At 73.5% G+C, this 26,553-nt stretch carries 20 protein-coding genes; 7 read left to right on the top strand and 13 right to left on the bottom strand.

Going from position 1 to position 26,553, the window contains the following annotated elements; all coding sequences use genetic code 11:
- Window positions 1-5 precede the first annotated feature (5 nt).
- From ABZ565_RS11850 to ABZ565_RS11840, 3 genes are all read right to left on the bottom strand, one after another.
- The gene (locus ABZ565_RS11850) at window positions 6-995 is read right to left on the bottom strand and encodes a malate dehydrogenase (protein WP_361023876.1); all 990 of its coding nucleotides are present in this window, start codon (window positions 993-995) and stop codon (window positions 6-8) included.
- A 346-nt stretch (window positions 996-1,341) separates the two neighbouring features.
- A complete protein-coding gene (locus tag ABZ565_RS11845) occupies window positions 1,342-1,842 on the bottom strand; it encodes a DUF3017 domain-containing protein (protein WP_361023873.1) in 501 nt (166 codons plus the stop codon).
- 3 nt (window positions 1,843-1,845) lie between these two features.
- Window positions 1,846-2,715 (bottom strand): bifunctional methylenetetrahydrofolate dehydrogenase/methenyltetrahydrofolate cyclohydrolase, encoded by an 870-nt coding sequence (locus ABZ565_RS11840; RefSeq protein ID WP_361023870.1) that lies wholly within the window; start codon window positions 2,713-2,715, stop codon window positions 1,846-1,848.
- 226 nt (window positions 2,716-2,941) lie between these two features.
- On the opposite strand from ABZ565_RS11840, the gene ABZ565_RS11835 reads away from it, so the two are divergent.
- The gene (locus tag ABZ565_RS11835) at window positions 2,942-3,523 is read left to right on the top strand and encodes an RDD family protein (protein WP_361023867.1); all 582 of its coding nucleotides are present in this window, start codon (window positions 2,942-2,944) and stop codon (window positions 3,521-3,523) included.
- Between the two features lie 98 nt (window positions 3,524-3,621).
- Here ABZ565_RS11835 and purH read toward each other — a convergent pair whose 3' ends face one another.
- A complete protein-coding gene (purH, locus tag ABZ565_RS11830) occupies window positions 3,622-5,175 on the bottom strand; it encodes a bifunctional phosphoribosylaminoimidazolecarboxamide formyltransferase/IMP cyclohydrolase (protein WP_361023864.1) in 1,554 nt (517 codons plus the stop codon).
- The gene (purN, locus tag ABZ565_RS11825; protein ID WP_361023861.1) at window positions 5,162-5,818 is read right to left on the bottom strand and encodes a phosphoribosylglycinamide formyltransferase; all 657 of its coding nucleotides are present in this window, start codon (window positions 5,816-5,818) and stop codon (window positions 5,162-5,164) included. Before purN ends, purH begins: the two co-directional genes overlap by 14 nt.
- Window positions 5,819-6,114: 296 nt before the next feature.
- On the opposite strand from purN, the gene ABZ565_RS11820 reads away from it, so the two are divergent.
- Window positions 6,115-6,960 carry a hypothetical protein gene (locus ABZ565_RS11820; RefSeq protein ID WP_361023858.1) on the top strand — a complete coding sequence of 282 codons (846 nt, stop codon included), beginning with the start codon at window positions 6,115-6,117 and terminating at the stop codon, window positions 6,958-6,960.
- Here the strand turns inward: ABZ565_RS11820 and ABZ565_RS11815 are convergent.
- The gene (locus ABZ565_RS11815; RefSeq protein ID WP_361024098.1) at window positions 6,950-8,482 is read right to left on the bottom strand and encodes a DUF6350 family protein; all 1,533 of its coding nucleotides are present in this window, start codon (window positions 8,480-8,482) and stop codon (window positions 6,950-6,952) included. The genes ABZ565_RS11820 and ABZ565_RS11815 overlap by 11 nt on opposite strands.
- 125 nt (window positions 8,483-8,607) lie before the next feature.
- On the opposite strand from ABZ565_RS11815, the gene ABZ565_RS11810 reads away from it, so the two are divergent.
- The gene (locus ABZ565_RS11810) at window positions 8,608-9,849 is read left to right on the top strand and encodes a helix-turn-helix domain-containing protein (protein ID WP_361023855.1); all 1,242 of its coding nucleotides are present in this window, start codon (window positions 8,608-8,610) and stop codon (window positions 9,847-9,849) included.
- Between the two features lie 104 nt (window positions 9,850-9,953).
- On the opposite strand, the gene sucD is transcribed toward ABZ565_RS11810, so the two are convergent.
- The 5 genes from sucD to ABZ565_RS11785 form a co-directional block, all read right to left on the bottom strand.
- On the bottom strand, window positions 9,954-10,838 hold the full coding sequence (sucD, locus tag ABZ565_RS11805) for a succinate--CoA ligase subunit alpha (protein WP_164404328.1): 885 nt from the start codon (window positions 10,836-10,838) through the stop codon (window positions 9,954-9,956).
- Window positions 10,839-10,859: 21 nt separating this feature from the next.
- On the bottom strand, window positions 10,860-12,041 hold the full coding sequence (gene sucC / locus ABZ565_RS11800; protein ID WP_361023851.1) for an ADP-forming succinate--CoA ligase subunit beta: 1,182 nt from the start codon (window positions 12,039-12,041) through the stop codon (window positions 10,860-10,862).
- 189 nt (window positions 12,042-12,230) lie between these two features.
- Window positions 12,231-13,484 (bottom strand): VWA domain-containing protein, encoded by a 1,254-nt coding sequence (locus ABZ565_RS11795; RefSeq protein ID WP_361023847.1) that lies wholly within the window; start codon window positions 13,482-13,484, stop codon window positions 12,231-12,233.
- Window positions 13,481-15,868 (bottom strand): DUF5682 family protein, encoded by a 2,388-nt coding sequence (locus ABZ565_RS11790; RefSeq protein WP_361023844.1) that lies wholly within the window; start codon window positions 15,866-15,868, stop codon window positions 13,481-13,483. Before ABZ565_RS11790 ends, ABZ565_RS11795 begins: the two co-directional genes overlap by 4 nt.
- A complete protein-coding gene (locus ABZ565_RS11785) occupies window positions 15,865-16,977 on the bottom strand; it encodes an AAA family ATPase (RefSeq protein WP_361023842.1) in 1,113 nt (370 codons plus the stop codon). The genes ABZ565_RS11790 and ABZ565_RS11785 overlap by 4 nt, the downstream gene beginning before the upstream one ends.
- Window positions 16,978-17,104: 127 nt before the next feature.
- On the opposite strand from ABZ565_RS11785, the gene ABZ565_RS11780 reads away from it, so the two are divergent.
- Window positions 17,105-18,508, top strand: a complete 1,404-nt coding sequence (locus ABZ565_RS11780; protein WP_361023838.1) for an SWIM zinc finger family protein — start codon at window positions 17,105-17,107, stop codon at window positions 18,506-18,508.
- A 29-nt stretch (window positions 18,509-18,537) separates the two neighbouring features.
- Window positions 18,538-20,214 carry a DUF5691 domain-containing protein gene (locus tag ABZ565_RS11775; protein WP_361023834.1) on the top strand — a complete coding sequence of 559 codons (1,677 nt, stop codon included), beginning with the start codon at window positions 18,538-18,540 and terminating at the stop codon, window positions 20,212-20,214.
- A 486-nt stretch (window positions 20,215-20,700) separates the two neighbouring features.
- Here ABZ565_RS11775 and ABZ565_RS11770 read toward each other — a convergent pair whose 3' ends face one another.
- On the bottom strand, window positions 20,701-21,114 hold the full coding sequence (locus tag ABZ565_RS11770) for a cobalamin B12-binding domain-containing protein (RefSeq protein WP_361023831.1): 414 nt from the start codon (window positions 21,112-21,114) through the stop codon (window positions 20,701-20,703).
- Between the two features lie 325 nt (window positions 21,115-21,439).
- On the opposite strand from ABZ565_RS11770, the gene ABZ565_RS11765 reads away from it, so the two are divergent.
- Both ABZ565_RS11765 and ABZ565_RS11760 read left to right on the top strand, forming a co-directional pair.
- On the top strand, window positions 21,440-22,306 hold the full coding sequence (locus ABZ565_RS11765; protein ID WP_361023828.1) for an alpha/beta fold hydrolase: 867 nt from the start codon (window positions 21,440-21,442) through the stop codon (window positions 22,304-22,306).
- Window positions 22,307-22,505: 199 nt separating this feature from the next.
- On the top strand, window positions 22,506-23,960 hold the full coding sequence (locus ABZ565_RS11760) for a peptidoglycan DD-metalloendopeptidase family protein (RefSeq protein WP_361023825.1): 1,455 nt from the start codon (window positions 22,506-22,508) through the stop codon (window positions 23,958-23,960).
- Window positions 23,961-24,017: 57 nt separating this feature from the next.
- Here the strand turns inward: ABZ565_RS11760 and pcrA are convergent, their stop codons facing one another.
- The gene (gene pcrA, locus ABZ565_RS11755; RefSeq protein WP_361023822.1) at window positions 24,018-26,456 is read right to left on the bottom strand and encodes a DNA helicase PcrA; all 2,439 of its coding nucleotides are present in this window, start codon (window positions 26,454-26,456) and stop codon (window positions 24,018-24,020) included.
- Window positions 26,457-26,553 lie beyond the last annotated feature (97 nt).

Raw genomic sequence — 26,553 nt, 5'->3', positions numbered from 1 at the left:
GGGTCTCAGATCAGGCCGAGCTCGCGGACCGCGTCGCGCTCCTCGGTGAGCTCCTTCACCGAGGCGTCGATGCGCGCCCGGGAGAACTCGTTGATGTCCAGGCCCTGGACGATCTCGTACGTGCCGTTCTTCGTGGTGACCGGGAAGGACGAGATGATGCCCTCGGGCACGCCGTAGGAGCCGTCCGACGGGATACCCATCGAGGTCCAGTCGCCCTCGGCGGTGCCGTTGACCCAGGTGTACACGTGGTCGATGGCGGCGTTGGCGGCGGAGGCGGCGGAGGACGCGCCACGGGCCTCGATGATCGCGGCGCCGCGCTTGGCGACGGTCGGGATGAAGGAGTCGGCCAGCCACGCCTCGTCGTCGACCAGCTCGGCGGCGTTCTTGCCGGCGACCTCGGCGTGGAAGATGTCCGGGTACTGGGTGGCCGAGTGGTTGCCCCAGATCGTCAGCTTCTTGATGTCGGAGACGGCGGCACCGGTCTTGGCGGCCAGCTGCGAGATCGCGCGGTTGTGGTCCAGGCGGGTCATCGCGGTGAAGCGCTCGGCCGGGACGTCCGGGGCGGCGGCCTGCGCGATGAGCGCGTTGGTGTTGGCCGGGTTGCCGACGACGAGGACCTTGATGTCGTCCGCGGCGTTGTCGTTGATCGCCTTGCCCTGCGGCTTGAAGATGCCGCCGTTGGCGGAGAGCAGGTCGCCGCGCTCCATGCCCTTGGTGCGGGGGCGGGCGCCGACGAGCAGGGCGACGTTCGCACCGTCGAAGCCGACGTTCGCGTCGTCGGTGATCTCGATGCCGCGCAGCAGCGGGAAGGCGCAGTCGTCGAGCTCCATCGCGGTGCCCTCGGCGGCCTTCAGCCCCTGGGGGATCTCCAGGAGGCGCAGGTTGACCGGCACGTCCGGGCCGAGCAGGTGGCCGGAGGCGATGCGGAAGAGCAGCGCGTAGCCGATCTGGCCGGCTGCGCCGGTCACGGTGACATTCACGGGAGTGCGGGTCATGGCGATCTCCGTTAGACAGCTGGCGGTCCGGGCTCCTGGCCCCTGGTGCGGGACATCTCCCTGAATCTTGATGTGAAGAGATATCCGTCGGCCAGGCTATCCGACCCGGAACCCCACGGCCGCCCGGCCCCCGTTGCCTGTCGGTCACACCATGGCGGAATGGTCACTTCCGTGCCACAGGGGACAGCCATCCCTTGAACGGGTGAGGGCTGTCAACAAGGCTGGACGCAGGACGGGGCAAGGCCGCTCGACCGCCGCTTCGGGAGCTTCGCGCTCCGGGTTGCCCCGCCTCCGGTGTCCGTCCCTTCTCGGGGGAGGGGACGGCCACCGGTCCTTCGGCTCCGGGTCAGCGGACCGTGAAGTGGACCGCGTCCTCCAGGAACGGGATGTCGAGCCACGGCTCCGGCTGCGCGACCAGCGCGAGCAGCACGATGAGGACGCCGAGCAGGCCGTACGTCACCAGATCGGTGAAGCGGGACCGCACCGCGAGCATGCCCACCGACCGGACGGTCACGCGCAGGACCGCGCCCAGGACGAGGCCGACGCCGATCAGTATCGTGCCGACGCGGAAGGCTTCCTCGAAGGGACTGGCCGCCACGATCAGCAGTCCGACGCCCGCCGTGCAGAGCACCGCGAGCAGCGGCCACTGCCGGGCCGGCGCCGGGGCGTCCCCGCCGGCCGCCCGCCCGCCGCCCTCGGGCCGAGCGGTGTCCCGGGTCAGCGAGAACCGCCGGGACCGCCGGGTGGTGGCGGCGCCGGTGTCGGGCGGCTCGGAGGAGACCGCCGTGGACCCGGTCGCGCCGGCCTCCTCCGTGGAGCCGGTGTCCGGACTCGTACCAGCACCCACGGGTCAGCCGGCGGAGACGGCCGCGGCGTCGCGCTCGGCGGCCTCGACCACGTTGACGAGCAGCTGGGCGCGGGTCATCGGGCCGACACCGCCCGGGTTCGGCGAGATCCAGGCGGCGACCTCGGCCACGCCGGGGTGGACGTCGCCGACGATCTTGCCGTTCTCGTCGCGGCTGACGCCGACGTCCAGGACGGCTGCGCCCGGCTTCACGTGCTCGGGCTTGATGATGTGCGGCACGCCCGCGGCGGCGACGATGATGTCGGCCTGCTTCAGGTGCGCGGCCAGGTCCCGGGTGCCGGTGTGGCACTGGGTCACCGTGGCGTTCTCCGACTTGCGGGTGAGCAGCAGTGGGATGGACCGCCCGATGGTGACGCCGCGTCCGACGACCACGACGTGGGCGCCGTTGATCTCGACGCCGTGGTGGCGCAGCAGCTGGACGACGCCCTGCGGGGTGCACGGCAGCGGGCCCGTCTCGTTGAGCACCAGGCGGCCGAGGTTCGTCGGGTGGAGGCCGTCGGCGTCCTTGGCCGGATCCATCAGTTCCAGGACGCGGTTGGTGTCGATCCCCTTGGGAAGGGGAAGCTGCACGATGTAGCCGGTGCAGGCGGGGTCGGCGTTGAGCTCGCGGACGACGGCCTCGATCTCCTCCTGCGTGGCGGTGTCGGGGAGTTCGCGCTGGATGGAGCCGATGCCGACCTGGGCGCAGTCCTTGTGCTTGCCGTTCACGTACCACCTGCTGCCCGGGTCGTCCCCGACCAGCAGGGTTCCCAGGCCGGGCGTGACGCCCCGGGCCTTGAGGGCCGCCACGCGGGCGGTCAGATCGGACTTGATCGCGGCTGCGGTGGCCTTGCCATCGAGAATCTGGGCAGTCATGGTCCCCATACTCCCGGATGACCCCGCCCTCGGACCAATCAGGTACCAGGCGTGGACGCAAGGTTGCACTTGGACAACTTCTTGGGCCGCGGCTGGACAAACGTACTAACCGCTTATAACGATGAGGGCCGCTGTGCCGCAGCAGTAACCGGGGGGCTGGACCGCTGACGTTTTCTCTTCCTCCGCGCGGCCGCACCGTCCCCGTACGTCTGTTGGAGGAACGCCCATGAGCTTCGGCGACCCGAACCCGAACAACCCCTACGGGCAGCAGCCCGGTCAGCCGCAGCCGGGCTACGGCTACCCCCAGGCCCCGCAGGGCGTGCCGCAGCAGGGCTACGGCTACCCGGCGGCCCCGCCGGTGCCGGGCGGCGACTACGGCCAGCAGCCCGGTTACGGTGCCCGCCCGCCGCTGGCGAGCTGGGGGCGCCGCGTCGGCGCGTACCTGCTCGACGTCCTCGTCCTCGGTGTCCCCTACGGCATCCTCATGGGCATCGGCGGTGCCGTGGGCGGCGGCGCGGGCGCCGGGATCATGGGCCTCGGCATCCTCCTGTTCGTCGGTGGCTTCCTCTTCAAGCTGTACAAGGAGGGCACGACCGGTCAGTGGATCGGCAAGAAGGCCCTCGGCATCAGCCTGCTGCGCGAGGCGGACGGCCGGCCGCTCGGCTTCGGCATGGCGTTCGTCCGTCAGATCGCCCACTTCCTGGACAGCATCGCCTGCTACCTCGGCTGGCTGTGGCCGCTGTGGGACTCCAAGAACCAGACGTTCGCGGACAAGGTCTGCTCCACCGTCGTGGTGCGCGTCGGCTGACCGGCCGTCGGACAGGCCCGAGGGCCGTAACCGCACGCGGATCGCGTGGGGTTACGGCCCTCGGTCGTACGGGGACTCGGACAGGCCCCCCGGCCGGCTCAGTGGAAGAAGTGCCGGGTGCCCGTGAAGTACATCGTCACGCCGGCCTTCTTCGCGGCCTCGACCGCCAGCTCGTCGCGGACCGAACCGCCCGGCTGGACCACGGCCTTGACGCCGGCCGCGGTCAGGATCTCCAGCCCGTCCGGGAAGGGGAAGAAGGCGTCGGACGCCGCGTAGGAGCCGGCGGCCCGCTCCTCGCCCGCGCGCTCGACGGCCAGCTTCGCGGAGTCGACCCGGTTGACCTGGCCCATGCCGACGCCGACCGAGGCGCCGCCCTTGGCGAGCAGGATGGCGTTGGACTTGACCGCCCGGCACGCCTTCCACGCGAAGGCCAGCTCCTTCAGCTCGTCGGCGGAGAGCGCGTCGCCCGTGGCGAGCGTCCAGTTGGCCGGGTCGTCGCCCTCGGCCTGGAGGCGGTCGGTGACCTGGAGCAGCGCGCCGCCGTCGATCGGCTTGACCTCGACCTCGGCGGACGGGGCCTCGGGGCAGCGGAGCACGCGGATGTTCTTCTTGCGGGACAGGATCTCGACCGCGCCGTCCTCGTACGCCGGGGCGACAATGACCTCGGTGAAGATCTCCGCGACCTGCTCGGCCATGGCGACGGTCACCGGGCGGTTGACGGCGATGACACCGCCGTACGCCGACAGCGGGTCGCAGGCGTGGGCGTTGCGGTGCGCCTCGGCGATGTCGTCGGCGATGGCGATGCCGCACGGGTTGGCGTGCTTGATGATCGCGACGCACGGCTCCGCGTGGTCGTACGCGGCACGCCGGGCGGCGTCGGTGTCCGTGTAGTTGTTGTACGACATCGCCTTGCCGTGCAGCTGCTCGGCGCCGGCCAGGCCGCCGGTGCCCGAGGTGTAGAGCGCGGCGGGCTGGTGCGGGTTCTCGCCGTAGCGCAGGACGTCCTGGCGCTCGTACGTCGCACCGAAGAAGTCCGGGAAGCCGGAGTCGTCGGCGGCGGCGTAGTCGGCGGCGAACCAGCCGGCGACGGCCACGTCGTAGGCGGCGGTGTGCTGGAACGCCTCGGCGGCGAGCCGCTTGCGGGCGGTCAGGTCGAAGCCGCCCGCCTCGACCGCGGCGAGCACGTCGGCGTAACGCTCCGGGCTGGTCACGACGGCCACGGAGGGGTGGTTCTTGGCGGCGGCGCGGACCATGGACGGGCCGCCGATGTCGATCTGCTCGACGCACTCGTCGGCGGTGGCGCCGGAGGCGACGGTCTCCTTGAACGGGTACAGGTTGACGACCACCAGGTCGAACGGCTCGACGCCCAGCTCGGCCAGCTGCTCGCGGTGCGCGTCGAGGCGCAGGTCGGCGAGGATGCCGGCGTGGACGCGGGGGTGCAGCGTCTTGACGCGGCCGTCGAGGCACTCGGGGAAGCCGGTCAGCTCCTCGACCTTGGTGACCGGGACACCGGCGGCGGCGATCTTTCCGGCGGTGGACCCGGTGGAGACCAGTTCGACACCCGCCTCGTGCAGGCCGCGGGCGAGGTCTTCGAGGCCCGTCTTGTCGTAGACGCTGACCAGGGCGCGGCGGATGGGCTTATTCTCCGACATGACCGAGATGAACCTTTCGTCCCTCAATGCGATAGCCGTCGCGGGCGAGCCGCCCCACGGCCTCGACGAGCAGCTTGCGCTCGACTTCCTTGATGCGTTCATGGAGGGCCGCTTCGCCCTCCGGGGTGTCCGCTTCGGTCACCTCGACCACGCCCTGCGCGATGATCGGACCGGTGTCGACGCCGTCGTCGACGAAGTGGACGGTGCACCCGGTGACCTTCACGCCGTACGCGAGCGCGTCACGCACGCCGTGGGCACCGGGAAAGCTGGGGAGCAGGGCCGGGTGGGTGTTGATGAACCGGCCGCCGAACCGGGCCAGGAACGCCTTGCCCACGATCTTCATGAACCCGGCGGACACCACGAGGTCCGGCCGGTGCGCGTCCGTCGCCTCGGCGAGCGCGGCGTCCCACTCCTCGCGGGTGGCGTGCTCCTTGACGCGGCACGTGAAGGTGGGGAGCCCGGCGCGCTCGGCCCGTTCCAGGCCGGCGATGCCGTCGCGGTCGGCGCCGACCGCGACGATCCGGGCGCCGAAGCCCTCGGGATCGTCACCGATCGCGTCGAGCAGGGCCTGGAGGTTCGTACCGGACCCGGAGACCAGGACGACCACACGGGCCGGGGCGGCGGGGGGAGGCGGGGAGGCCACGGCTGGGCCCTTTCTCGCGTGCGAGCGGTTCTGAGCGGCCGGCCCGCCACCACGGCACCGGGGCGGCGGCCTGCGATTTGTACGGTCGTACGAAAGAAACGCGCTCCCCCATACGGGGAACTCTACGAACGGGCCGACCGTCAGCAACGATACCGGCACCTCGCCGCGCCCCCGCCTGACGGGGGTGACGGACCCCCGCGCTCCCCGCTTTCGGCCCCTCCTCGCCGGAAGGTAGCGTCAGGGGCAGCGAACCGTCCGCCGGGCGGAAACGACGAGATGGGGAAGACGTTCACCACATGCCGGACCGACGCCGCCGCACCGCCTTCCGCCAGCCGCTGCCCGAGCGGGCCACCCTGCTGATGCGCGAGCGCTCCTCCTCGTCCTCGTCCTCGTCCGGCTCCTCCGGTTCTTCCGGTTCTTCCGAGGGCCGGAACGACGACAACCCCTTCGCGCCGCCGCCGGAGGGCCGGCCCGACCAGCCCTGGCAGCCGCGTCACCCGTCCGGCTCCACGAACGGTGACAGCGGCGACCGGCCCGAGGGCGGGCCGTCCGACGACCGGCCCGCGTGGGGCAGCCAGTGGAGCAGCCAACAGCCCGGCCGCCAGAACGGCTCCTTCGGCGGACGGCCCTCCGGTCCGGGCGGTCAGGAGAGGCCCCCGGCCGGCCCCCGCTGGGACCCGACCGACCCCATCCAGCGCCGCGCCCGCTACGCGCTGCTCTCCGGCATGTGGGCCTTCTTCTTCGCGATCTTCGACTTCTCGGAGATCGCCCTGCTGCTCGGCGCGCTCGCCACGTACTGGGCGGTCAGCGCGCTGCGCGCCAAGCCGAAGCCGCCCGCGGCGGGTGCCGGTGCGCCCGGCGGGGCGGCGAGCCCCGGAGCGCCGGATGCGCCGGAGGCGACAGGTCCGGCGCCGGACACGCTCGCGGCGCAGCGCGGGGGCCGGCAGCAGACCACGGCCGCGGTGAGCGGTCTGGTGACGGGCGTGGTCGCGCTGGCGATCGTCGCGACGACGTTCACGGTGCAGATGGTCTACCGCGACTACTACACGTGCGTGAACGACGCCCTGACCAAGTCGGGCCAGCTGACCTGCAACGACCTGCTCCCGAAGCCGCTGGAGCCCATCTTCGGCGTCAAGCGCTAGCCGACCCGGGGGACGCGTCGGTCTCCCGGGCGTGCCAGGGGTCGGTGGGCAGGAAGTCGTACGCGTCGAGGTCGGCCTCGTCGTCGCCGCCTTCGTCTTCGCCCTCGTCCCGGCCCTTGCCTTCGTCCTTGTCTTTGTCCTTCGCGGGTTCGGCCGGCTCGGGGGCGGGGGCGACGGCCTTGTGGGCCTTGCCCGCCTTCGCCGCGTTCTCCGTGTTTCCCGGCTCCGCCTTCTCCGCCGCCTCACCCTCCTCCGCCTTGCGCCCGCGCAGCCGCCAGGCCCGTAGCAGCAGGGCCGCGGGGACGCCGATGCCCGTGGTCCACGCAAGCGCCGCCGCCCCGGTGAGCCACCACACCGGACCGAAGTCCGCCAGGGCGCGCGTGCCCAGCGGTCCTCCGGCGGCCGCCGCCAGCAGCGCCGTGCCGAGCCCGCAGCCCGCCGCCCCCAGTGCGGTGGTGAGCGTGGTCTCCCAGAGACCCCACGCCTCGTCCCGTTCGCCGTCGTCCGGCACCGCCCTGCGTACGGTGAACCAGGCGACCGTCAGCGCCGCCGCCACCGGGACCGCCCCGGCCGCCCAGTTCAGCGGCGCGCCCGGACCGTGGGCGGGCATCGCGGCCAGCAGCGGGAAGTCGGGGACGGCCGGGGGGCCGGTGAAGGCCAGCGGGGTGACCGTCGACGCCGTGCCGAGGGCGAACCCGGGGCCCAGCCCGTACGCCGCGCCCCACACCGCCGCGTTCGGCACGAGTCCCAGCGCCAGCAGGAGCACGGCGATGCGGCCGCCCCAGTCGCCGGAGAGCCGGAGGAACGACTCCTGGACCGGTGCGCCGTGCCACACCAGGGCCGCCGCGACGAGCAGCGCGCCGCCACCCAGCAGCACCGCCGTCCCGGCCAGCGCCGCCCGGCCCACCGCGTCGGCCCCCCGCAGGAACCGGGTGCGCGCCATCGCCTCGTGCAGCCGCACCGGTGCCCAGGCCGGCGGCGGCCCGAGCGGGCGCCCGAGGGCCGTCCACACCCCGGCCGCCGCCGCGCCCGCCACGACCAGGGCGCCGGGAAGGAGCAGGGAGAGCGGGCGCGCGGACAGCGAAGCGCCGCGCGCGTAAAGGGCGACCGCGCCGCCGACCAGCAGATAGCCGCCCGTCACCAGGGCGAACGCGGCCCCGGGCGACGGGGCGCCGTGCCCCTCCTCGGGCTCCAGCACGTCCCTGGCCGCCCGGTGCACCAGCCAGACCGGCAGCACGGAGAGCAGCAGCGGGACGACGCCCATGGGCGCCGGGGCCCCGGTCAGCGTCTCGGTCCTGACCAGTTCGGCGCCGTGCGCGAGGAGCCAGAGGCCGGCCGCCGCGTGGAACGCCTCGCCCGGACCGCTGTCCGGGGCCGGTGAGCTGATCCAGAGCGCGGCGACGAGGACGGCGACGGAGCCCAGGCCGAGCCCGGCCGCGACGGCCCCGCGCAGCACCGCGGAGACCAGCACGGCGGGCCGCCCCCGCTCGTCCAGCGACAACGAGGAGCTGCGTTCGGTCACTTGGGTCACGCGGTCATGCTGCCAACGACACGCGCTCATTTCGTGTAACGGGCGAATAGCCGGGGTGTCGATCAATATACGTTTATGTACTTTTTCACCCGGTGCAGGCCGCGTGGGCGGCCCTCATGACGCAGAGCACGTCCGAGACCGCCGCCGCCCCTCCGCTGCCCTCGCCGAAGGAGCGGCGCAGGCTGCGGGAGGCCCTGTCGCTGACGGAGGAGCAGGTCGCGTCGGCCGTCGGCGTGACGCGGGCGACGGTGCGGGCCTGGGAGACGGGCCGCAGCACCCCGCGCGGCCGCAAGCGGGAGGCGTACGCCCGGCTGATCGGGGCGGGGACGGCGGCCGCGGCCGCCCCGGCACCCCCGCCGCCGGATCCTGACGAAGCCCCCGGGAGCGTCGCCGTGGCCGCCACCGAACCGGGAGAGGCCGTCGAGGCGGTCGAAGCTGTTGCGCCCGAGGTGCCCGAGGTGCCCGAGGTGCCCGAGGTACCCGAGGTACCCGAGGCACCCGAGGTGCCCCGGAGCGAGCCGGACGCCGGCCGCGCGGACGGCGCGCCCGCTGCCGCGTTCGACGCGTTGTACCGGTACGCCGCCGTGGCCCTCTTCCAGCAGACCTATCTGCTGACCGGGCAGCGCGCCCTGTCCCGCGCGGCCGTGGCCAAGGCGTTCGAGCTGGCCTGGGAGCGGTGGCCGGAGGTCGCGGTGGACCGGGACCCGGTCGGCTGGGTGCGGGCCGCCGCGTACGAGTACGCGATGTCCCCGTGGCGCCGGCTGAACCGGGAGCACCGCCGCCCCGACCCGCCGCCCGAGGCGCCGGCCTCGCGGGCGCTGCTCGACGCGCTGCTGGCCCTGCCCCCCTCGTACCGCCGCACACTGGTGCTGCACGACGGCGTGGGGCTGGGGCTCCCGGAGACCGCGGCGGAGACCGAAGCGAGCACCCGGGCGGCGGCCGGCCGGCTGGTGACCGCGCGGGCGGCCGTCGCCGAGCGGCTGCCCGAGATCGGGGAGCGCGACTCACCGGCCGAGCAGTCCGCGCTGATCCACGAGCGGCTGGGCACGCTCGCCCGCAGCCGGTCCGCCCCCTCGCTGCCGGTGCCGGAGCTGATCCGTACCGGCAGCGAACGCAAGGCGCAGCTGTGGGCCCGGACGGCCATCGCGTTCACCGTGCTGATCGTCGGGCTCACGCTGATCACCCTGGCGACGGCTCCCCGGAAGTACGAGACACCCCCGGCGCCCGCCCAGAAGGTCGGCGGGGTGCCGCCGGTCGGGGGCCCGCAGAAGCTGACGCCGCAGGACGTCGAGCTGCGGAAGAAACTCGGCGACGAGCTGTTCCACGGCCCGTCCCGGCTGGTGCCCGAGGCCGGCTGAACCGGTCCGGCGCACACGACGACGCGGGCCCGTCCCCCCGGTGAGGGGGACGGGCCCGCGTCGTACGTACGGTGACGCCCTGCCGCGCGAGCGCGGCCGCGGCGTCAGGCGCCGAGGATCTCGCGCGCCAGCTTGGCGGTCTCGGTCGGCGTCTTGCCGACCTTCACGCCGGCGGCCTCAAGGGCCTCCTTCTTGGCCTGCGCGGTGCCGGAGGAGCCGGAGACGATGGCGCCGGCGTGGCCCATGGTCTTGCCCTCGGGGGCGGTGAAGCCCGCGACGTAACCGACGACCGGCTTGGTGACGTTGGCCTTGATGAAGTCGGCCGCACGCTCCTCGGCGTCGCCGCCGATCTCGCCGATCATCACGATCAGGTCGGTCTCGGGGTCCGCCTCGAACGCCGCGAGGGCGTCGATGTGCGTGGTACCGATGACCGGGTCGCCACCGATGCCGACGGCGGACGAGAAGCCGATGTCGCGCAGCTCGTACATCATCTGGTAGGTCAGCGTGCCGGACTTGGACACGAGACCGATGCGGCCGGGCTTGGTGATGTCGCCCGGGATGATGCCGGCGTTGGACTGGCCGGGGGTGATCAGGCCGGGGCAGTTCGGGCCGATGATCCGGGTCTTGTTGCCCTTCGAGCCGGCGTACGCCCAGAAGGCGGCCGAGTCGTGGACGGCGATGCCCTCGGTGATCACGACGGCGAGCGGGATCTCGGCGTCGATCGCCTCGATGACGGCGGCCTTCGCGAAGGCCGGCGGCACGAAGAGGACGGACACGTCGGCGCCGGTCTTCTCCATCGCCTCGGCGACGGAGCCGAACACGGGGACCTCGGTGCCGTCGAAGTCGACGGTCGTGCCGGCCTTGCGCGGGTTGACGCCGCCGACGATGTTGGTGCCGTCGCCGAGCATGAGCTTGGTGTGCTTCATGCCCGTGGCGCCGGTCATCCCCTGGACGATGACCTTGCTGTCCTTGGTGAGGAAGATAGCCATGGTGGTCTGAGTCCCTCTTCCTTACTTCGCAGCCGCGGCGAGCTCGGCGGCCTTGTCGGCCGCGCCGTCCATGGTGTCCACGCGCTGGACCAGCGGGTGGTTGGCGTCGGAGAGGATCTTGCGACCCAGCTCCGCGTTGTTGCCGTCGAGACGGACGACGAGGGGCTTGGTGACGTCCTCGCCCTTCGACTTGAGCAGCTCCAGGGCCTGGACGATGCCATTGGCGACCTCGTCGCAGGCGGTGATGCCACCGAAGACGTTGACGAAGACGGACTTGACGTCCGAGTCGCCGAGGATGATCTCCAGGCCGTTCGCCATGACCTCGGCGGAGGCGCCGCCACCGATGTCGAGGAAGTTGGCGGGCTTCACGTTGCCGTGCTTCTCACCGGCGTACGCGACGACGTCCAGGGTCGACATGACCAGACCGGCGCCGTTGCCGATGATGCCGACCTCGCCGTCGAGCTTGACGTAGTTGAGGTTCTTGGCCTTGGCCGCGGCCTCGAGCGGGTTGGCCGCGGCCTTGTCCTCGAGGGCCTCGTGCTCCGGCTGGCGGAAGTCGGCGTTCTCGTCGAGCGAGACCTTGCCGTCCAGGGCCAGGATGCGGCCGTCCTTGGTCTTCACCAGCGGGTTCACCTCGACGAGGAGCGCGTCCTCGGCAACGAAGGTGTCCCACAGGGTGACCAGGGCCTCGGCGACACCCTCGGCCACGTCGGCCGGGAACTTCGCCTGGGCCACGATCTCGCGGGCCTTGACGATGTCGACGCCGTCGACGGCGTTGACCGGGACCTTCGCGAGGGCCTCGGGGGTCTTCTCCGCGACCTCCTCGATGTCCATGCCACCCTGCACCGAGGCCATGGCCAGGAAGGTGCGGTTGGTGCGGTCGAGCAGGTACGAGACGTAGTACTCCGCCTCGATCTCCGGCGACAGCTCGGCGATCATCACCTTGTGGACCGTGTGGCCCTTGATGTCCATGCCGAGGATGTCGGTCGCGCGGGCGACCGCCTCGTCGGCGTTCGCCGCCAGCTTGACGCCGCCGGCCTTGCCGCGGCCGCCGACCTTCACCTGCGCCTTGACGACCGACTTGCCGCCCAGCCGCTCGGTCGCCTCGCGGGCTGCCTCAGGCGTGTCGATGACTTCACCGGCCAGCACCGGTACACCGTGCTTGGCGAAGAGGTCCCTCGCCTGGTACTCGAACAGGTCCACGCGCGTCCGTCCCTTATCAATGGTCTCGCGGTTGGTTTTCTGCGTGGGCGTGCCGCGAGGGGCAACGTGACTGCGGTGTCACTAGGAAGGCGCACACGGTGACCGGATACGCGGCATGTCCATCTCGCAGGTTATCCCCGAGGCCGGTGTGACCCTAAATCGCAGATCACACCTGGGCGGTGATTACGGTCACAGAATCCCACTGGTGGGGGCGTTCTCCGGGTCCGGTATCGGCAGCGGGCGCTTCTCGATCGCGGCGGCCATGACGTCCGGGAAGAGGTCCGGCGTACAGGCGAAGGCGGGGGCGCCGAGGGCCGACAGCGCCGCCGCGTGGTCGCGGTCATAGGCCGGGGCGCCCTCGTCGGAGAGCGCGAGCAACGTCACGAACTGCACGCCCGACGCCTTCATCGCGGCGACCCGCTTCAGCATCTCGTTGCGGATGCCGCCCTCGTACAGGTCGCTGATGAGCACGACGACGGTGTCGGCCGGCCGGGTGATCCGGGACTGGCAGTAGGCCAGGGCGCGGTTGATGTCGGTGCCGCCGCCGAGCTGGGTGCCGAACAGGACGTCGACGGGGTCGTCCAGCTGGTCGGTGAGGTCGGCCACCGCCGTGTCGAAGACGACGAGCCGGGTACGCAGGGCGCGCATCGAGGCGAGCACGGCGCCGAAGACCGACGCGTAGACCACGGAGGCGGCCATCGAGCCCGACTGGTCGATGCAGAGGATGACGTCCTTCTTCACGGACTGGGCGGCCCGCCCGTAGCCGATGAGCCGTTCGGGGACGACCGTGCCGGCGCCGTCCTGGCCGGGGAGCTCCAGGTAGTTCTTGAGGTTGGCCCGGATGGTGCGGTTCCAGTCGATGTCGTGGTGGCGGGGGCGGGTGATCTTCGCCGACCGGTCGAGCGCGCCGGTGAGAGTGGCCCGGGTGCGGGTGGTGAGCCGCTTCTCCAGTTGCTCGACCACCTTGCGGACCACGGCGCGGGCGGTCTCCTTCGTCGTCTCGGGCATGGCCTTGTTGAGCGAGAGCAGCGTGCCGACGAGGTGGACGTCGGCCTCGACGGCCTCCAGCATCTCCGGTTCGAGCAGGAGCGCGGAGAGGCCGAGGCGGTCGATCGCGTCGCGCTGCATGACCTGGACGACGGAGCTGGGGAAGTACGTCCGGATGTCACCGAGCCAGCGGGCCACGGAGGGCGCAGAGGCGCCGAGCCCGGCCGAACGCCCGCCGCCGCTCCGGCCGCCGGGGCGTCCCCCGCTCTCGTAGAGCGCGGTGAGCGCCTGGTCCATCGCGGCGTCGCGCCCGGTCAGCCCGCGGCCGGTGCTCTGCTCACTGTCGGCGCCCAGCACCAGGCGCCAGCGGCGCAGCCGCTCGTCGTGGGCGGTCTCCGTGGTCGTGGGGCCCGTGGTCGTGGGTCCCGTGGTCGTGGGTCCCGTGGTCGTCGTCATGCCGTCTCCCCCAGGTGCGGGTCGTCGTGGTGGGCGGGGGCGCCGGGCGCCGTGGGCGCCGCTGTCGCGGACGGCTCGTCCAGGCCGAGGAGCAGGCGCAGGACCGGGACCACCGCGTCCGCGCGGGCTGCGTCCAGGACCGGCCCGAAGCCCGGGGCCGTGGCGCCCGCGCCCGCCGCGGAGCCGCCCCCCGTCGCCCCGGCGGGGGCCGGGCCGCGCCGGACGAGGTCGCCCAGGGTGCGCCGGACGGCCGGTTCGTACGCGGAGAACGTGCGCCGCAGCAGGGGCAGCACGTCGGTGAACGTGTCGGCGGGGACTCCGGTGAGCCAGGAGTCGACCAGGGCGAGCAGCCGTTCGTCGTGGACGAGGAGCATGCCGCCGCCCGCCGCCCCGCCGACGAAGCCCTCGATCCAGGCGGCGGCGTCGGCCGGCGGGGTGCCCGGGGAGAGGGCGAGGCCCATCAGCCGGGCGGCGGCGTCCTGGTCGAGGTGGCCGTCGTCCAGGAGCAGCCGGGCGGCCCGGCCCCGGATGACGCCCGCGACCGTGTCCCGGACGGTGAGCTTGTGCAGCACCGCGCGCCAGCGCGTCCGCAGCCCGTCCGCGCTCGAAGGGACGGCGCCGGCGAGCAGGCCGATCGCGGTGTGGACGCCGTCCACCTGGCGGCGCAGCGCCTCGGCCCCGTCGGCGTCGAGCCCGGTGCAGGCGGGGGGCAGGCCGACGCAGATCCGCTCCGCGAGCCCGGCCGCGACCTCGCCGAGTGCGGTGGTGTCCGTGGCGCGGACGTCCCCGTAGCGCAGGGTGCGGGCCAGGGCCGGGAGGGCGTCCGCGAGGTGGCCGACGTCGGCGTCGAGCGCGGCGCAGTCGGCGAGGGCCCGCATCACGACCGGCAGGGCGTCCGGCAGGTCGGCGAGCAGGCAGCGCTCGGCCAGCGCGGTGACGTCGGCGAGCGCGGTCGCGGCCAGGGCGTCCGACTCGGCGCGGGCGGTGGCGGCGGAGAGCACGGTGGTGCCCCAGACGCCCGCCTCGGCGACGCGCACGTACAGCTCGGGCTCCCAGCGCAGCCGCCAGCTCTCCCGGAAGGTGCCGGTGCTCCCCCGGCCCGCGGCCGGTTCGCCCCAGCCGATGCCGAGGAGGCGGAGCCGGTGCAGCAGGCGGCTGCGGGAGGAGTCGGTGTCCTTGCGCAGGTCGAGCTCGGTCTCCCGCTCGTCGGCCTCCGGCTTGAGCCGCAGGGTGCGCTGCTGCCGGGTCAGGTCGCGCTGGAGGGGGACGGCGGGGGCGGTGTCGGGGACCTCGCCGAGGGTGGTGCCGACGACGAGGCGGTCATGGACGAGCGCGAGCGGCACGTCGGAGCCCTCGCACATGACGGCCCGGATCGCGTCGGTCGTCTCGCTCAGCCCGGCGAGCGGCCGGCCGCGCATCGCGGCGAGCGTCTCGGCGAGCCGGACGGCCTCGATGGCGTGGGCGGACGACACGAACCGGTCCTCGTCGCGCAGGAGTCCGGCGACCTTCGTCATCCAGCGCTCGATCGGGCGGTCGGGGACGGCGAAGAGGTGCTCGTACCAGCCGGGCGACTCGATGCCCGCGCCGTATCCGCTGTGCCGGGCGAGTCTGCGGTGGGTCCAGGGCACCCAGGTCAGTTCGGCCTTGGCCTTGGGCAGGCCCTTCAGCAGGGCCCGGTCGGCGGTGAGCGTCGTACGCGTACGCAGGGCGGGAACGTGCCAGGCACCGCAGACCACGGCGAACTCGTCGCCGAACTCCTTCTTCGCCGAACGCAGCTGGATGCGCATGTACGCCTCGCGCGCCGCGTCCCGGGGATGTCCGCCGTCCCCGTACGCCTCGCGGAGCGCGGTCATCGCCTCGCCGAGCGCGGCGAACGCGGCGAGCGGTCCGGCCGCCGCACCGCTGCCGGGCACGCGGTGCTCGACCACGTCCTCCCACCAGCGCTCGGGGTCGTCGTACCCGGCGGTCTCGGCGAGCACCCGGATCGGGTCGACGGGGACGGGCTGTTCCCCGGCGGTGTCGTCCCGGTCCGTCTCCGCGCCGGCCTCCATGGCCAGCGAGTGCGCGGCGGGCAGGTCGATGAAGCGGACGGGCACGTCCCGCGCCAGGGCCCAGCGGATCGCGACCCACTCGGGGGAGAACTCGGCGAACGGCCAGAACGCCGCCCGGCCGGGGTCTTCCACCGCGTGGGCGAGCAGGGCGACCGGGGGCCGCATCTCCTCGTCGGCCGCGAGCGGCAGCAGCGCGTCGCCCTCGGGCGGGCCCTCGATGAGGACCGCCCGGGGGTTCGCGGTGTCGAGGGCGGCGCGGACGGCCCGGGCCGAGCCGGGGCCGTGGTGCCGCACCCCCAGCAGCAGCGGCCCCGGTCCACGGGTGTCGGTCATGCGGACGCCTCCCGGCAGGCGCGGTAGAAGTCCTTCCAGCCGTCCCGCTCGCGCACCACGGTCTCCAGGTACTCCTGCCAGATCACCCGGTCCGCCGCCGGGTCGCGGACGACCGCGCCGAGGATGCCGGCCGCGACGTCGCCCGGGCGCAGTACCCCGTCCCCGAAGTGGGCGGCGAGCGCGAGGCCGTTGGTGACGACGGAGATGGCCTCGGCCGTGGACAGCGTCCCCGAGGGGGACTTGAGCTTGGTGCGGCCGTCGGTGGTGACTCCGTCGCGCAGTTCGCGGAAGACCGTGACGACGCGGCGGATCTCGGCGAGGCCGTCGGGCGCGGGCGGCAGGTCGAGCGAGCGGCCGACCTGGTCGACTCGGCGGGAGACGATGTCGACCTCCGCCTCCGGGGTCGCGGGCAGCGGCAGGACCACGGTGTTGAACCGGCGGCGCAGCGCGCCGGACAGCTCGTTGACGCCCCGGTCGCGGTCGTTGGCGGTCGCGATGACGTTGAACCCGCGCACCGCCTGGACCTCCTGGCCCAGCTCGGGCAGGGGCAGGGTCTTCTCGGAGAGGATCGTGATCAGCGAGTCCTGCACATCGGCGGGGATGCGGGTCAGTTCCTCGATGCGGGCGGTCATGCCCTGGGCCATGGCGCGCATCAGGGGGCTGGGCACGAGCGCGTCGCGGCTGGGGCCGTGGGCGAGCAGCTGCGCGTAGTTCCACCCGTAGCGGACGGCTTCCTCCGGGGTGCCCGCCGTGCCCTGGACGAGCAGGGTCGAGTCACCGCTGACGGCGGCCGCCAGGTGCTCGGAGACCCAGGTCTTGGCGGTGCCGGGGACGCCGAGGAGCAGCAGGGCGCGGTCGGTGGCGAGCGTGGTGACGGCGACCTCGACGAGGCGGCGCGGGCCCACGTACTTGGGTGTGATGACGGTGCCGTCGGGCAGGGTGCCGCCGAGCAGATACGTCGCCACGGCCCAGGGCGACAGGCGCCAGCGCTCGGGCCTGGGCCGGTCGTCGGCCGCCGCGAGTGCCTTCAGCTCGTCGGCGAAGGCGTCCTCGGCATGCGGGCGCAGGGCCTCGCCTGTGCTTGCCTGGGTGGTTTCGGACACGGTCATGGATCCCCCTCCGGATCGGTCGCCGAGTCGGTCGGCCGGATGTGGTTCCACCGTGCACCATGGCACTGACAATTGACCTTTGCGCAGGTCAGGACGATTGTCAGTGGGGCCGCCTAACGTCGTTGGCATGCTGCTGACTGACGGGGGAGAACCCTTGGGCACCGCTGCCTCGGCCGCGCGCCCGACGATGGAGCAGGTGCTGTCCCTGGCTCCTGACGACGCCTCACGCAAGGCGGGGAGCAAGCTCGGTGCGGCCGGATCCTGGTCGGACACCGGTTGGGACGTGACGGGTGCGGTGTGGGGGCTGTGCAAGGGCAGTGGGAGCAAGCCGTACCGCACGGTGGTCGACACCACCGGCCCGGCGTACAAGTGCAGTTGCCCGAGCCGGAAGTTCCCGTGCAAGCACGCGCTGGGGCTGCTGCTGCTCCGGGCGTCCGACGACACGGCGGTGCCCGCCGGGACGCCGCCGGACTGGGCGCGGGAGTGGCTGGACGGCCGCCGCGCGCGGGCCGGTGCGAAGGCGCGGCCCGCCGGGGGTGACGGTGCGCCGGCCGGCCCCGCCGATCCGGAGGCCGCGCGCAAGCGGGCGGAGAAGCGCGCCGAGCGGATCGGGGGTGGCGCGCGGGAGTTGGAGCAGCGGCTCACCGACCTGCTGCGCGGCGGTCTCGGGGCGGCCGAGCAGTCGGGGTACGGGCTGTGGGAGGAGACGGCGGCCCGCATGGTCGACGCGCAGGCGCCCGGTCTCGCGGGCCGGGTGCGGGAGTTGGGTGCCGTCCCGGCGTCCGGTCCGGGCTGGCCGGTGCGGCTGCTGGAGGAGTGCGCGCTGCTGCATCTGCTGGACTCGGCGTGGCTGGGCCGCGACCGGCTGCCGCCCGCGCTCGCGGCCACGGTCCGTACGCGGGTGGGGCTGCCGGCCTCCCCGGAGGGCCCGCCGGTCCGCGACCGCTGGCTGGTCCTCGCCCAGTACGACACCCCCGAGGGCAAGATCGTCACCCGCCGCATCTGGCTGTACGGCGAGGAGTCGGGGCGCACGGCGCTGCTGCTGTCCTTCGGGGCGGCCGGCCGCTCCCCCGCCCAGGCCCTGCCCGTGGGCGTGACGATCGACGCCGAGCTGACGCCCCATCCGGGATCCGGCCGGCTCCGCGCCGAGCTGGGCGACCGCTTCGGCGTGCCCGAGCCCGCCGCCACGCCCCCGCCGGGTGTCACGGTCACCGGGGCGATCGCCGCGTACGGGCGGTCCCTGGGCGACGACCCGTGGCTGGAGTCCTGGCCGGTGACCCTGCGCGATGTCATACCCGTGCCGTCCCCGGACGGCTGGCAACTGGTGGACGCGGAGGGCCGGGAGGCCCTGCCGGTGACCCCTGCCGCTCTGAACCGGCCCTCGCTCTGGAAGCTCGTCGCCGTCTCGGGCGGGGCCCCGCTCACGGTCTTCGGCGAGTGCGGCCACCGGGGCTTCGATCCGCTGGCGGCGTGGTCGGCGGGGGACGCGCCCACCGCCTCCGGCGGCGTCGAGACCGTCACGCTCATCTGACTCCGTAGTCCGGCTCCCCAGGAGGGGCGATGACCCGTACGACCTCACCAGCCGCCACCCCGACAGCGGGCGCGGCCCCCACGCGCGGCGGGCTCGCCGACGCGCTCGCCTCCGTGCCGTGGGAGGAGCTGGTCACCTCGGCCCTGCTCGGCACGGACCGCCGGCCGCCCGGCGCTGCGTCCGGCGCCGGCCCGGACGGTGCTGCCGCCGCGCTGCTGGACGCCGCCGCGCTGCACACCGTGCGGCGGCGGGCGGGTCTGCTGCCCGCCGCCGCGTCCCCGCGCCCCGCCGAGGCGCCCGACGACCCCCGGCCGCCGCTGCCGGAAGCCGCCCGTGGCCGGCTGGCCCAGCTCCTGGCGGACCGGGCTGCGGGCTCCGGCGGCAGACGGGGCACGGCCCCGGACCTGACGGAGCTGATCCCGCAGTGGCTCGCCAGCGCCAACCTGCACGGTTACCGGGCGCCGGACTCCGCGCTGCCCGCGCTGCTGGACGCGGCCCGGGCCCGCACCGACCTGCGCCCGCAGACCCTGGAGTTCGCCGGGCCGCGCGGCCTGTGGCTGGCCGGGCTGAATCCGGAGTGGAAGTTCGCGCTGCGCGGCGCGTCCGGCAGCGCGCTGCTGCCCTCGCCGGACGACGCGGAGGCGGTGCGGCGGCTGTGGGAGGAGGGCCTGTTCGCGGAGCGGATCGCGTTGCTCGGGGCCGTACGGGCGCATGACGCGGCGGCGGCCCGCGCGCTGCTGGCCACCACGTGGCGGACCGAACGGGCCGAGGACCGGCTGATGTTCGTGGACTCGCTGCGTACCGGGCTGTCCGCCGCGGACGAGGAATTCCTGGAACAGGCGCTCGCCGACCGCAGCCGCAACGTCCGGGCGACGGCAGCCGAGTTGCTGTCCGCGCTGCCCGGTTCGGCGCTGGCCCGGCGGATGGCGGACCGGGCGCTGTCCTGCGTGAGCCCGGGGCTCACCGCCGACGAGCCGTTCGTCGCGGTGGAGGCGCCGCACGAGTGCGACGAGGCGATGCAGCGTGACGGGGTGGTGCCGCTCCCGCCGTCCGGCCGGGGCGAACGGTCCTGGTGGCTGGGGCAGTTGGTGGAGGCGACCCCGCTCGCCGTCTGGCCGGCACGGTTCGGGGGGCGTGGCGCGGAGGAGATCGTGGGCCTGCCCGTGGCGGACGGCTGGGGCGAGGAGCTGCACGCGGCCTGGTGCCGGGCCGCCGTCCGGCAGCGCGATGCCGCGTGGGCGCGGGCGTTGCTGGGCCCGCCGTCGACACCCCCGTCCAACGGCCCCGGTACGGCGTCGCTCGCCGAGCGGGCGAAGCTCCTGGCGGTGCTGCCCCCGGCGGAACGGGCCGTCTGGGTGGGGGATTTCGTCGCCGCGCACGGCTTGTCGGAGGCGTTCCAGCTGCTGGGGGTCTGCCCGGTCCCGTGGGCACCGCCGCTCGGCCGGGCCGTGGTCGACGCGCTCGACATCGCCAGGGACGCGGGCAGCTACCCGTGGAGCTTCAGCGGCGTCATGGGCCTGGCCGAACGCTGCCTGGACCCGGCCGAGGCGGCCCGCCTGGAGGTCCTGACCACCACCCCCGCCGAACCGGAGGACGCCTCCCCCGGTGCGAATGGCTACTGGACGGAGGCGTTCCAACGCCTGGTCTCCACGCTGCGCCTACGCGCCACGATGGACAGCGAGCTGTCCGGGTCTCCGGTCCGGTGACCCCGCTCCCCGGCCCCCGCCCCCTCGGCGCGGACCACCGCTTCCCGGGCGCCCGCGCCCGCACCGGCTCCGCCCGGGCACGGAGGCACCTCGCGAGGGCGGGGAGCAGGTGAGCGCCCGGCACCCGTGCCTGCGGCCGCCCCAGGGGCCCGGCCCGCCTCGGCGGCGGCCCGCCCGCGCGCGAGCGCCATGCGCGCAGGTCGCGGCACGGGGCGCTCCCGCGGCGGCCCCGGCGCACGCCCGGCAGGCCGGGCCCCGCTCGCACGGCCCAGCAACCCGGCCCCCGGGGTCCCTGGCCGGCGCCCCACGCCTCCGCCGGGCGGCGGACTGCCCGCGCGCGAGCGCCATGCGCGCAGGTCGCGGCTCGGGGAGCTCCCGCGGCCGGCCCAGCGCGCGCCCGGCAAGCCCGGCCCCCGCTCGCGCGGCCCGGAAACCCGTGCCCCGGGCCCCTGGCCGGGCCCCGGCGCCCCCGGCGCCCCCGGCGCCCTACGCCTCCGCCGGGTGGCGGACGTTCGCGTTGACCCAGTCGACGATCGCCGTCGTCGTCGCGCCCGGGGTGAAGATCTCCGCGACGCCCTGGTCCTTCAGGGGGGCGATGTCCGCTTCGGGGATGATGCCGCCGCCGAAGACCTTGATGTCCGCCGCGTCGCGGTCCTTCAGGAGTTCGATCACCTTGGCGAAGAGCGTGTTGTGCGCGCCGGAGAGGATCGAGAGGCCGATCGCGTCGGCGTCCTCCTGGATCGCCGTGTCCACGATCTGCTCGGGCGTCTGGTGCAGGCCGGTGTAGATGACCTCCATACCCGCGTCGCGCAGCGCCCGCGCGATCACCTTCGCCCCGCGGTCATGGCCGTCGAGGCCCGGCTTGGCCACCACCACACGGATCGGACCGGTCACACCCATCACTGCCTCCACATGCGTCTCCCGTGCCTGAAGGGCCGGGGATGTGAACGAACGTTATCCACAGCATCCCGCAAGCCGCCGTTTCGCGGTGGGCCGGGAGGGGGAAATCACACATGGGACATTGTTCACGGGCACCGGTTCCAGGGCGCGGTGATATCGCCGCGTGGGACCGGACGCCCGGGGAGCCGCATCGGGTCGCCGTATCACCGCGCCGTCAGCCGCACGGCACGGTGGTACGGGCCTCCGTCCGCACGGGCCGCCTCCGACACGGCGCCCCGCCCGGACCTCCGTCGGCGCGGCGCCCGTCCGGAGCAGGAGGCCGACCATGAAGACCCCCAGCCTGCCGTTCCCCGCCCCGCCGGCCGCACTGCTGAGAGCGACCGCCCTGGAGTTCGTCGTGCTCGCCGGGCACGCCTTGCTGTATCCCACGGGGATCACCGGTGAGCGCCACCCCGGCCGGGCGCCCGCCGCCGAGGGCCCCGAGCCGGCCCGAGCCGACATCGCGCCGGCCGACATCGCGCCCGCCGGCACGGCCGAGCGGCCACCGGTCGTCTTTCTTCACGGATTCATCGACAACCGCTCCGTCTTCGTCCTGCTGCGCCGCTCGCTGGCCCGGCACGGCTGGCTCCATCTGGAGTCGCTCAACTACTCCCCGCTGACCAGCGACATCCGTACGGCCGCCGAGCTGCTGGACCGGCACATCGAGGAGATCTGCGCCCGCACCGGCCACCACCGGGTGGACATCGTGGGCCACAGCCTCGGCGGCCTCATCGCGCGCTATTACGTACAGCGGCTGGCCGGTGACCGCCGGGTGCGCACCCTCGTCACGCTGGGCACACCGCACGCCGGGACCGCCGTCGCCCCGCTGGCCGGGGCGCTGCCCATCGTGCGGCAGATGCGCGAGGGCTCGGCCCCCGTGGAGGAGCTGCGGCTGCCCGCGCCCGGCTGCCGCACCCGGTTCGTCAGCTTCTGGAGCGAACTCGACCGGGTGATCGTCCCCGCCGAGGCGGCCTGCGTCGACCACCCGGACCTGGATGCGGTCAACGTACGCGTCACCGGCATCGGCCACCTCGCGCTGCCGGTGCACCCGGCGGTGGCGGCGGCCGTGCGCCAGGCGCTGGACGACGCGGAGCCCGCCCGGGAGGCACCCCGGACCGCGCCCGGGACCACCCCTTCCACCCCCGCCGCCTAAACCGAACAAACTTCGAACATAGAGCCAAGGCTCTGTGCGGGCGCCGTCGAAAGACGGCCGATTGCCCGTTTTCCCGGGCGCCCCGACGCCGTCGAAGATTGTCGACGGCGGATACCGCCGGGTACAGTCGCCGCCAGTTCTCCCGGGGTACCCCACGGCCCCGGAACCTGGTCCTGCTGCCGAGGCGAGAGAGAAGTTGGTGAACGACCAGCACCCCCACGCCGGGTATGCCGGATACGACGGCTACTCCACAGGCAGCTTCGAGACGGATCCGCTCTTCGGCTCCCTCCCCGGCACCGGCATCACCCACGACGGCGGCTATGACGCCTCGTACGACACCTCGCAGGGCTACGGCATCCCGTACACCGGCGGTGAGACGGGGTACGGCGGCTCGTACGACACCACCCAGTGGGACACGGGCGCGCACCACGGCTACCAGGCCCCGCCGCACGCGCAGTACGACGCCACCCAGTACGACGGAACGCCGCAGTACGACACCGCCACGGCCTGGCTGCCGACGGAGGCCTACGCCCCCGGCATCCCGTCCCAGGGCGGCGCCCCGGACTCCTCCGGCCAGTGGGACACCACCACCTGGACCGCAGCCGCGACCGCGTGGCCCTCCGACGACACGGGGACCTACGACACCGGCGTGTACGACGCCACCGCCTGGAACACCGGCGCCACGCCCGGGCCCGAAGAGCAAAATGTGCAAAGCCCGGCCGCCTCGAACGAAGCCGAACAGGCCGCCCCCTCGGAGACGTACGAGACCTACGCGTCGTACGACGGGCACGGCTCCCACGACTACGACCCGTACGAATCCCACCGCCGCGCCGCCGACGACGACGAGCCGGTCGGCGCCGCCGAGCCGCACCCCGATCTCGCCCCCGCCGAGCCCCGCCGCGGCGGTGGCCGCAGCCGCAGGCGTACCCCCGCGAAGCGTTCCGCACTCCTCACCGTCGCCGTTCCCTCCGCCTGCGTGATGAGCGTGGCCGGGATCGCCGCCGCCTCCGTGAGCGGCATGGGCGGGGACGAGACGAAGAAGGACGCGACCACCACCATGGCCGCCGCCGACCCCGGCACGGTCAAGCCGGTCGCGGCCAACAACGAACTGGACACCCAGCTCGCCAACCTCAGCGCCGACGCCGAGAACTTCGCGGACCGCGCCAGCCGCACCCAGGAACGCATCGACCTGAAGGAGCGGCAGGCCGCCGAGAGGAAGAGGCGCGAGGACGAGGCCGCCCGCAAGGAGGCCCTGCGCCCCAAGTTCGTGCTGCCGGTCAAGCAGCACGGGCTGAGCGCCTACTTCGGGCAGGCGGGCGTCAACTGGATGTCCGTGCACACGGGCATCGACTTCCCCGTCCAGTACGGCACCCCGGTGATGGCGGCGACCGACGGCACGGTCCGTACGCAGTACAACAGCGCCTACGGCAACATGGCCATCGTGACCATGGCCGACGGCACGGAGACCTGGTACTGCCACCTCAGCAGCACCCGTATCCGCTCGGGCCCGGTCAAGGCCGGTGACGTCATCGCGTACTCCGGGAGCTCCGGGAACTCGACCGGTCCGCACATGCACTTCGAGGTGCGGCCGGGCGGCGGCGCGGCGATCGACCCGCTGCCGTGGCTGCGCGGGCACGGGGTCAACCCGACCTGAGCGGGATGAACGACTGCGGCGGCCGGGGCCTCGGGGGCTCCGGCCGCCGCCGCGTTCTCAGAGCTTCTGCACCGGCGCGTACCGCAGGAGCAGCTTCTTGGGGCGGTCGTCGCCGAAGTCGACCGTGGCCTTCGCCTGGTCACCGACGCCCTCGACGGCCGTCACCGTGCCCAGGCCGAACTGGTCGTGCGTGACCCGGTCGCCCGCCACCAGGGTGATCGTCGGCTTGTCCGAGGTCCGCCGGGTCGCGAAGCCGGAGGGGCCGGAGCGGGCGCGGGAGGCGGAGAGCGACGAGGTGATGCCCGAGGTGGGGCCCGCCGGGGCGGCCATCGGGCCCTTCCGCTTCCAGTCCAGGTGCTGGTCCGGGATCTCCTCCAGGAACCGCGACGGCGGGTTGTACGAGGGCTGGCCCCAGGCGCTGCGCATGGCGGCCCGGGTCAGATACAGCCGCTCGCGGGCGCGGGTGATGCCGACGTACGCGAGGCGGCGCTCCTCCTCCAGCTCCTTGACCTGGCCGAGCGCCCGCATGTGCGGGAAGACGCCGTCCTCCATGCCGGTCAGGAAGACGACCGGGAATTCGAGGCCCTTCGCGGTGTGCAGGGTCATCAGCGTGATGACGCCGGAGCCGTCGGTGTCCTCGTCGGGGATCTGGTCGGAGTCGGCGACGAGCGCGACCTGCTCCAGGAACTCCGCGAGCGTGCCCGCGCCCTCCTCCTCGCTCCGGTCCTGCTCGAATTCCAGGGCGACGGCGGCCAGCTCCTGGAGGTTCTCGATGCGGGTCTCGTCCTGCGGGTCGGTGGACGCCTGGAGCTCGGCGAGATAGCCCGTACGCTCCAGGACCGCTTCCAGCACCACGGCGGGCCCGGCGCCGGACTCCACGACCGTGCGCAGCTCCTCCATCAGCGTGTTGAACCGCTTCACGGCGTTGGCGGAGCGGGCGGCCATGCCGTACGCCTCGTCCACGCGGCGCAGCGCCTGCGGGAAGGTGATCTTCTCCCGCAGCGAGAGCGCGTCGATCATGGCCTCGGCGCGGTCGCCGATGCCGCGCTTGGGGACGTTGAGGATGCGGCGGAGCGGGACGGTGTCCTCGGGGTTGGCGAGGACCCGCAGGTAGGCCAGGACGTCCCGGACCTCCTTGCGCTCGTAGAAGCGGACGCCGCCGACGACCTTGTAGGGCAGGCCGACGCGGATGAAGATCTCCTCGAACACACGGGACTGCGCGTTCGTCCGGTAGAAGACGGCGACGTCGCCGGCCTTCGCGTCGCCCGCGTCGGTGAGGCGGTCGATCTCCTCGGCGACGAACTGCGCCTCGTCGTGCTCGGTGTCCGCGACGTAGCCCGTGATGCGGGCGCCGGTGCCGGCGTTGGTCCAGAGGTTCTTGGGGCGGCGGCTCTCGTTGCGCTCGATGACCGCGTTGGCGGCGGACAGGATCGTCTGGGTGGAGCGGTAGTTCTGCTCCAGGAGGATCGTCGTCGCGTCCGGGTAGTCCTCCTCGAACTGGAGGATGTTACGGATGGTCGCGCCCCGGAAGGCGTAGATCGACTGGTCCGCGTCCCCCACGACGCACAGCTCGGCGGGGGCGTTCTCGGGACCGGCCGGGCCGACCAGCTCGCGTACCAGCGTGTACTGGGCGTGGTTGGTGTCCTGGTACTCGTCCACGAGGACGTGCCGGAAGCGGCGGCGGTAGTGCTCGGCGACGTCGGGGAACGCCTGGAGCAGATGGACCGTCGTCATGATGATGTCGTCGAAGTCCAGCGCGTTGGCCTCGCGCAGCCGGGCCTGGTACATCGCGTACGCCTGGGCGAGCGTCTTCTCGAAGCCGTCGGCAGCCTGGCCCGCGAAGGTCTCCTCGTCGATGAGCTCGTTCTTGAGGTTGGAGACCTTGGCGGTGAAGGACTTCGGCGGGTAGCGCTTCGGGTCCAGCTCCAGGTCGCGGCAGACCAGGGCCATGAGCCGCTTGGAGTCGGCCGCGTCGTAGATCGAGAACGAGGACGTGAAGCCGAGCTTCTTCGACTCGCGGCGCAGGATGCGGACGCAGGCGCTGTGGAAGGTCATGACCCACATGGCGTTGGCCCGGGGCCCGACCAGCTGCTCGACGCGCTCCTTCATCTCACCGGCGGCCTTGTTGGTGAAGGTGATCGCCAGGATCTGGCCGGGGTGGACGCCCCGCTCGGCCAGCAGGTGCGCGATGCGGTGGGTGAGCACCCTGGTCTTGCCGGAGCCGGCACCGGCGACGATGAGCAGGGGCGACCCGGCGTGCACGACGGCGGCGCGCTGCTCGGTGTTCAGCCCGTCGAGCAGCGCCTCGGGGTCGATGACGGGGCGGTGCGCGCCGTCGCGGTAGTACGCGTCACGGACCGGCGGGGGCCCGTCGAACACGCCCGCGAACAGGTCCTCCGGCACCGCTTCGGGTGCGGAGTCCTCGGGGGGCGGCGGGGGCCCTTCCTCCTCGTGCTGGAGGCCGGCCAGGAAACTGTCGTCAAAGAGGCTGCTCATCGCTGTCCGAGTCTAAGGCGCCCGACTGACAGCGCGGCCCGCTCCGAGAAGGTCACGAAAATGTATCGGGCATATCGCACACCAACCTTCACAGCGG

It is taken from the genome of Streptomyces sp. NPDC016469 (genome assembly GCF_040632905.1).
GTDB lineage: Bacteria > Actinomycetota > Actinomycetes > Streptomycetales > Streptomycetaceae > Streptomyces.
This window is presented reverse-complemented; position numbering and strand designations above follow the sequence as displayed.